8 protein-coding genes and 2 pseudogenes are annotated in these 7,789 nt (G+C 33.3%); 7 read left to right on the plus strand and 3 right to left on the minus strand.

Going from position 1 to position 7,789, the window contains the following annotated elements; genetic code table 11:
• Together CN326_RS22045 and CN326_RS22050 are read right to left on the minus strand one after the other, a co-directional pair.
• Positions 1–323, minus strand: a 323-nt coding sequence (locus CN326_RS22045; RefSeq protein ID WP_141525104.1) for an IS6 family transposase, incomplete at its 3' end; no start/stop codon positions are given.
• A gap of 91 nt (positions 324–414) precedes the next feature.
• Positions 415–699, minus strand: a pseudogene (locus tag CN326_RS22050) (helix-turn-helix domain-containing protein); the annotation flags it as partial.
• A 321-nt stretch (positions 700–1,020) separates the two neighbouring features.
• Here CN326_RS22050 and CN326_RS22055 point away from each other — a divergent pair.
• A pseudogene (locus CN326_RS22055) lies at positions 1,021–1,209 on the plus strand (hypothetical protein); the annotation flags it as partial.
• A 44-nt stretch (positions 1,210–1,253) separates the two neighbouring features.
• Positions 1,254–2,045, plus strand: a complete 792-nt coding sequence (locus CN326_RS22060; protein ID WP_098311114.1) for a DNA/RNA non-specific endonuclease — start codon at positions 1,254–1,256, stop codon at positions 2,043–2,045.
• 383 nt (positions 2,046–2,428) lie between these two features.
• Here the strand turns inward: CN326_RS22060 and CN326_RS22065 are convergent, their stop codons facing one another.
• Positions 2,429–4,000 (minus strand): APC family permease, encoded by a 1,572-nt coding sequence (locus CN326_RS22065; protein ID WP_098311115.1) that lies wholly within the window; start codon positions 3,998–4,000, stop codon positions 2,429–2,431.
• Between the two features lie 358 nt (positions 4,001–4,358).
• On the opposite strand from CN326_RS22065, the gene CN326_RS22070 reads away from it, so the two are divergent.
• The 5 genes from CN326_RS22070 to CN326_RS22090 all read left to right on the plus strand — a co-directional run bounded on the left by CN326_RS22070 (position 4,359) and on the right by CN326_RS22090 (position 7,479).
• A complete protein-coding gene (locus tag CN326_RS22070) occupies positions 4,359–4,541 on the plus strand; it encodes a hypothetical protein (RefSeq protein ID WP_098311116.1) in 183 nt (60 codons plus the stop codon).
• A 130-nt stretch (positions 4,542–4,671) separates the two neighbouring features.
• Positions 4,672–5,178, plus strand: coding sequence for a GNAT family N-acetyltransferase (locus CN326_RS22075; protein ID WP_098311117.1), 507 nt, complete (start codon positions 4,672–4,674; stop codon positions 5,176–5,178).
• A 203-nt stretch (positions 5,179–5,381) separates the two neighbouring features.
• On the plus strand, positions 5,382–5,819 hold the full coding sequence (locus CN326_RS22080) for a hypothetical protein (protein WP_098311118.1): 438 nt from the start codon (positions 5,382–5,384) through the stop codon (positions 5,817–5,819).
• A gap of 168 nt (positions 5,820–5,987) precedes the next feature.
• Complete coding sequence (locus CN326_RS22085; RefSeq protein WP_098311119.1) at positions 5,988–6,548, plus strand: DUF2199 domain-containing protein; 561 nt, start codon at positions 5,988–5,990, stop codon at positions 6,546–6,548.
• A gap of 211 nt (positions 6,549–6,759) precedes the next feature.
• Positions 6,760–7,479, plus strand: a complete 720-nt coding sequence (locus CN326_RS22090; protein WP_098311120.1) for an MOSC domain-containing protein — start codon at positions 6,760–6,762, stop codon at positions 7,477–7,479.
• Positions 7,480–7,789: the final 310 nt, after the last annotated feature.

Genomic DNA, 7,789 nt, shown 5'->3' on the forward strand with positions numbered 1-7,789 from the left:
CTTAGATAAAAATCAATTGTATTGCCCTCTGAATCAACCGCACGATATAAATAGGTCCATTGACCTTTTACTTTCATATAGGTTTCATCGACTCTCCACGAGTCATTTGTTGATTTAAGGTGATGTCGTACTTTCTCTTCTAGTTGAGGTCCATATTGATGAACCCAGCGCATAATCGTTGTGTGAGCAATTGATAATCCTCTTTCCTCCATTATTTCCACCAGGTTACGGAAGCTCAAATTGTACCGTAGGTACCACCTTACTGTTAATAAGATTAGTTCAGGCTGATAATGCTTCCATTTAAACAAATTTTCCTTTTCCATACTGACTGATCACGCACCTTTTTTAGAGTCATACTATCAGTATGTCCAAGATTAGGAGATTACTTGCAAGAGTCTTGGAATTTTGCACCAGAACCCCAAAAACAGTTTTGAAGGCTCTACTATAAGCCTCTTGCGAAGAGTAGTCATATTTAAATGCGATATCAATTATCTTTCTATCATTCATCAAATCTTCCGTAGATAAATACAATCTTCTAAGAAGAATATAGCGTCTAATACTTATACCTGTTACTTGGTGAAATTTAAAAGAACAGTAATAAGGGGAATACCCCATATAATTAGATAATTCATCTAATGAAAATTCACCTTTTAAATTCGTCTCAATCCAATCAATCATATGTTGTATGTGTTCATTCACTTATCTCACTCCTTAATAAAATTATAAAAGGTATCCATTTCTATTTTTTGATATTTCTTGTGATTTTTAATTTTAAACATGCGAATTTAAATACTATATGGGGTAGCATCCGGATTTTCGGGACGTTACCCCTATATGAAGAAAAGAAATATTAGTATAACCAGGAGGCTTGTGCTTTGCATTGTATTCGCTAAACCCCCAAAATGTCATTTTGTTCAGAAGAAAAATAGATTTTTCCTTTTTGCGCAGCTAGTAGATCCATAGTAAGATGTACTCGACTACCGCTCGTTTTATCCTCTATTATACTCATAGGGGGCCCGCCAACATGATATGAAGCATAGTTGTTTGGTTGCTAATCCATCGTGGAATTGGAGTTTCTTAATTGATTATGCAATTGACTTTAAGGATGAAAAACCTATGTTGATGAAAGCTTTGGAAAATCATGTTTCGTGTCATCATGTAGAAAATGTGGCCGATGCGTTTTATGACTTTGCTCTTAGTGAATTTTAATCAATCAGATTTGAATTTTGTAGAAAAGGAAGGTGTAGTATAGCGTGTTAAGTAAAAGATTATTATCTACATTAGCGTTAACAACAGCATTATTAGGTTTAGGTACTGGTTGTGCAAATCAACAAGCTAGTAAAGAAACCAATACGGTAAAAGTAGCAGAACAGGGTCAAAAGAAACAAGAATCTAATCAGACTCAAAATAAGACTTCTAACGGCCATCAACAACAGTCTTATAACATAGAGGACATTGCAAAGAACTACAAAGGGCAAAAAGTAGTAGAAGTAAACGGAAATAAAGCTGATTTTACACAAGATCAATTAGATAAAGTACAGTTGAAGAATACAAATCCTACATGGCAAGAGTTCTCTAACTTAGATAGTAAGAACAGAGTTGGAGTAGCAACAGCACTAATTGGTAAAGAAATTCAACCTAAAGAAAAACGAGACGAGAGATTGAATACAAAGCCTACTGGTTGGCATCAAAAGAAATTAAGTGATGGTAGTACATTATTTGATAGAAGTCATTTAATTGGATATCAACTAACTGGTCAAAACGACAATCCAAAGAATTTAATGACTGGTACAAAAGATTTCAACCGACATAGTATGTTAAAGTATGAAAACATGGTAGATAAAGAGGTTGAAAAAGGAGGTTATGTACTTTACGAAGTAAAACCAGTATTTATCGGTGACGAGTTAGTCGCGAGAGGTGTACAAATGAAAGCGAAAACGGTTAATAACGACCACTTAGATTTCAATGTATTTTGTTATAATGTGCAAGACGGTGTAGAGATTAACTATAAAGATGGTACTTCTAAACTAGTTGGTAAACAATAAGTACTCATTGAAGGAAACAAAAATACTAAACCAAGAAACCCTTAAAAACAAAAAGTAAAACGTCACTTAGATCGAAAAGAGCTGGGTGACTACATTTCTATTAGGGAACCCACTAACCAAATGATATAAAATGTTTTAGCGTGGGTTTTATGTCATTTAGTTGGCGGGACCCCAAATAGCTGTAATTCATCAGATACAGAAATAGACATACAAAAACGCCATCCTTTCCTATGATTCTACAGAAAGAATAGCGTATTTTTTTATTTTAGGGGGTATTTTGTTTTGTTAGCTTGATAGCGATGTGGTGCTACTCCTTACTAAACTAACGGTTTAGTATTCTTTTAATATTTTTTCAGAATCTTTTTCTAGAATAATAACTACCTTTAAGAAATGTTTGATATATCGTCTTGAAATTCTTTCATATTCCCTTTTTTCCGCATATACCAGACGCCGTTATACACTGCAAAATAATAAAAACACCCTCCTAATATGGCTACAATAATAGACAAAAATGGTTCAGGAATCATACCTTTACCACCGAAATTTCCAACTGAGGATATCAAAACAAGCATAAGTATATAAATAACTAGGTATATACCTCCTATAATCTCCATCGAGTTATGTTTATTGATTACATGAACAACTAAATACCATACGACTCCAATAGTTAAACCCCAAATAGCCAGTTGAACCTTACTCCAATTTGTCCAATAAATAAGAAGTGTAGCGAATATAAAGGCCGACGGAGCAATAATATGCATTCCTGGCAGACCTTTATTTTTTGTTAAACCAACCTTACGGAAAACCATTACAGTTACACATGCTGAAGCATATTTAAAAATACCGATTGCTCCGACAATCGCTACAATTGCGGACCAACTTTTTAATGGAAATAAGAAAAGCAATCCTATAACAAAATTGAGTGTAAGTGCACGTGTTGGAACTCCAAATCGTTTATTAACTGTTGCAAAATAAGAAGGTAGAAAGCCACTTTTCGCCATTCCAAAGACATGTCTGGATGTTCCGGCTGTATAAGTAAGGGCTGAACCTGTGGGTGAAATCATTGCGTCGGCTGTAATAATCCAAGATAACCACACCATATTTGCCATAAGAGCTAAATTAGCAAATGGAGAGTCAAATTTAATCCCACTCCAACCATTCGTTAACATTTCTGTAGGAACTGCTCCAATAAACACAATTTGAAGTAATGTATACAATATTCCTGAGACTATTAAGGATGTAATCAAAGCTAATGGTATATTGCGTTTGGGGTTGACTACTTCACCACTCATCATAATTACATTACCAAATCCCGTATAAGCAAAAAATATCCCACTCGTTAATATCGCACTTAATCCAGCGCTATAACCATTAGGGGCAAAACCTTGACTTGTAAAATTTTCAGGATGAAATCCTGTCATAAAAAAAGCCACAATTGTTAGGACAGGTACTACAAACTTAATTGTAGTAATAATGGTATTCGTAACAGCAAATAATTTCACTCCAAAATAATTAACAACTACAAATAATATCATCAATAAAATCGAAGCAAAAATTCCGCTTGTAGTTAGTTGTTCTTTAGATGAATCATATAATCCTGGCCAGAATTGATTCGCATATTGAATTACTCCTGCTGATTCAACTGGTGCAGTAGCACAGTAGCCAAGCCAAATTGAAAAACTAGTTACAGTACCAAGCATTTTTCCATGCGAATAAAGGGGGTAACGACCCAATCCACCTGATTCAGGTTTAACACTTCCTAATTCTGCGTAGACAAGGGCTATTAGCGTAATGGCAACGGCTCCAATAATCCAAGACATAATGGCTGCGGGACCAGCCAATTTTGCTGTCTGCCATGCTCCAAAAAGCCAACTTGATCCAATAATTCCTCCAAGAGATAGTGCAGTAAGTGACCAAAACCCCATTTTCTTTTTCAAATATTTTTCTTGATTCATAAAATCCTCTTCCTTTCAACATTCTTTATAGATGTTCCCTTACTAAAATCCATTATTTAAAATTTATAGTTTATTATTAATATTTTCATAAATAATAAACTTAATTAAAAGTTAATAATAGATAATACCTTAAAATGATTGGATTATGCCCCGTTTGAAATCAATATGTATTCAAAGATATTCACTACCTTTAAGGGATATCCTAGGTAGTAGAGGATTGTAATTGCATTAATTTTTATCCTTTTTTATGTATTAATATGCATTTTGTATGTTGTTTGAATATTAACATAATATATAATTTCAATCAAGTACCTAATATGAAAATGATGATTATTTCTGTCTAAGTAAAGGAGTGGGAATGGATTCTATTTCAGAAAAGAAGAAGTTTTATCTCACTTTACCACTAGAGTTTTTCATTCGAAAGTTAACTTTAGAATTTCAATTTGAGGTTCAGCCCATTGCCATCAAGCTAAAATTTTTTAGTACCCCAGAACAAAAATTTTATGCATTGTTGACTACTGATAATGATGCGTTATGTTAACCCCATATGAATAGAATATACAGGATTCCTTGTTCAACTAACTGGCAGGTTAGTGGAATAATGTTCTACCAAAGGATATACCATTAATCATGTAGAATTCACATAAAAATAAATGTAGGAGGATAGAAAAATGGGCAATCCAGTTATATGCACGGAAAGGTTAATTTTAAGAAGAATGACTAAAGATGATACTGAAAATTTGATGGAAATCTTTTCAGACCCAGTAGCAATGCGGTATTATCCTTCAACCAAAAACGAAAGTGAAACAATGGAATGGATTAATTGGACCCTAAAAAATTATGATGAATATGGGATAGGTTTATGGATAGTAGAAGATAAAGTAACTGGAGAATTTCTTGGACAATGTGGTATTGTACCTCAAGAAGTAGATGGCGTAATGGAGATGGAGATAGGTTATTTATTTGTTCGGCGTGTCTGGGGGAAAGGATATGCAACAGAAGCAGCTTTAGCGTGTAAGAATTACGGATTTGAACGACTAAAATTAAATAGGATGGTCTCATTGCCCGATGTAAATAATATTCCTTCAACTAAAGTTGCTAAACGAATTGGTATGCAGGAGATGAAAATTATAAACAAATGGGGAAAAGAAGTGTATGTTTACTCTGTCTCTATTTAAAAACTATGATTAAATTGAAGTATGTGAAGGGTTACACTTAAACTATCGGGTGCTTTAATTTATCAGGAAACTAAGAGATTTTAACTTCCAATAACGATAATATTACGTTATGTTAACTCTACATGAATAGGATATACACTTATAGAACGAGGATAAATAACATACATACGTCTTGTAAATGATAACTATGTAGGAGTGATAAAATGAAATATTTACGAGTTATTATTTGCATGTGTACATTAGGGATTTTTATGTGTCCTCAAATATCATTTGCTTCAACAAATGGAGATATACCGTTTTTAATCAATAATGGTAAATGTCCTAATCCACAAGAATTAGGGGATGTCAGCTCAGATAAAGGTCTGTTAAAAGCACTGGATACAATTATCCCTAAGGTATATAAAGGTCAAAATTATAAAGGTTGGAAAGTAGAAACCATAGCATATCTCCCAAAATCACCACATCCAGAAGCTTATTACGGAATGGCAAAACATTATTGTGGAGATGAAATAGCTAATAAATCTTGGTTTGTGGAAATTCTATTTCCACAATATTTACCAGCATATGATGCATCACATAGACAAATTTTTGTAACCAAAAACAAAAAAGATCAATGGTTTGCATGGTTTAGATTTCATTAATAAAACACGAAAGTCCCCCAGTTAAACGATCTGGAGGACTTTTAATAGTCTTCTAAATACATTGAATCCCGATAATATTACGTTATGTCAACCTCACATGAATATGATATACATATCAATTCTCATATATAATTTAAGATAACGATGAAATAAGGAGTATATAATCAAATGCGTAGAAGAAGATCGTATGGAAGAACAAATAAGAAAGAAATTAGCTATGAAAAATTTCGTTGTACTCATTCCGAACAGGAGCTACCAATGAGCTATGGAAGTGATGCCCCTGTTTATTATTACAATGTTCCTGAAATGGAAAGACAAAAACGCTTTGAAATAAATTCTGATATCTGCATTATGGATGGAGAATATTACTTTGTTCGAGGTTGTATAGAAATTCCGATTATAGATAGTAACGAAATATTTATTTGGAATATATGGGTATCTTTAAGCGAAGAAAGCTTCAACAAAACAATGGAATTATGGGAAGCGAAAGAAAGAGAAACAGAAGAACCTTATTTTGGATGGCTTTCTACATCAATCCCTGGTTATCCCGATACATTAAATTTGAAAACACATGTCCATACAAGATCCATTGGAATAAGACCCTTTATCGAATTGGAACCGACTGATCATCCTTTAGCAGTTGAACAGAGAGAAGGAATTACTTTACAAAGAGTTGCAGAAATTAAAGAAATTGTTACTCGATATAATCAAGAAGACGATTCTGAGTAAAACATATTACAGCTTCCGAGAACGATAATTATGTGAACACTAAAGTCCCCCAGTTAAACAATCTGGAGGACTTCTAATAGTCTTCTAAATACATTGAATCCCGATAATGAGACGTTATGTTAACCAAGCATGAATACTATATTCATAATGTAACTAATTCCAATTGATTATATAATTAAGAGATAAGATTAAGTAAAAAAGGGGTAAAGATATGATAATTGGAGAACTAAAAGAAATTATAAGACATCCAATAAAGTCATTTCGCGGAGAAAATGTTCAACAAACTTACATTGCATCCTATGGCTTATATGGAGATAGAAGCCATGCCTTTTTAGATGAAACAAGACCAGGAAAGTATTTAACCGCAACACAACTTCCTGAAATGATTGGTTATACAGCGAGTTTTATAGGAGAAGAATCTTTGGATACATATCCACCAATCAAAATCGTTTCTCCTGAAGGAAAAATATACAAGTGGGGAAATCAAAAATTACTTACAGAATTAGAACAAAAATCAAATCGTAAAATTAAAGGTATACAATACTCACCTCAACAAGTACCTCTAGGTGCAATTGAAGAAGAACATGTATTAATTGTGACTGATACGTCATTACAAGAAATGGGGACAATGTGGGGACAAGATGTGAATCATAGGAGATTTCGTCCAAACTTGATATTCTCATTATATGAAAATATTCCTTTCGTAGAAGATACATGGTTTGGAAAATGTATACGTATAGGGGAAGTAGAATTAGAAATAGTAAGACACTGTGAACGCTGCATGATTATTACCATTGATCCCAACACATTAACATTGGAAAAGACTCTCTTAAAAACTGTTGTACAAAAAAGAAATAATCATTTTGGAGTCTATGCATCAGTTATAAAACCAGGAAAAGTAAATGTTGGAGATTCTATCATATTAGAATAATCTTCAATAACACTGATTCTGTACGCTAAGGATGATATAGATCGCTAATCCATAGCACCAATTGTGATTTTTGTATTTTGGAAACTTTATAAAATCCTTAATTTGATGAGAAACTAAAAATTTTTAACTTCCGCTAACGGGAACTATGTCGACTAAAATGAAGACCGCGCGGTCTTCATTTTTTTGTACACAGCTTATTGAGGGTTTTACTGCAACATCGGTTCTGCTATGTTGTAGTAAATGAGGTCATATGTTGTACAAAAAAGAATAGATCAAGCACATAATCTCTACTTGTATCTATTCTCCTCAT

The organism is Bacillus sp. AFS018417 (assembly GCF_002560985.1).
GTDB classification, from domain to species: Bacteria; Bacillota; Bacilli; order Bacillales; family Bacillaceae_G; genus Bacillus_A; species Bacillus_A rhizoplanae.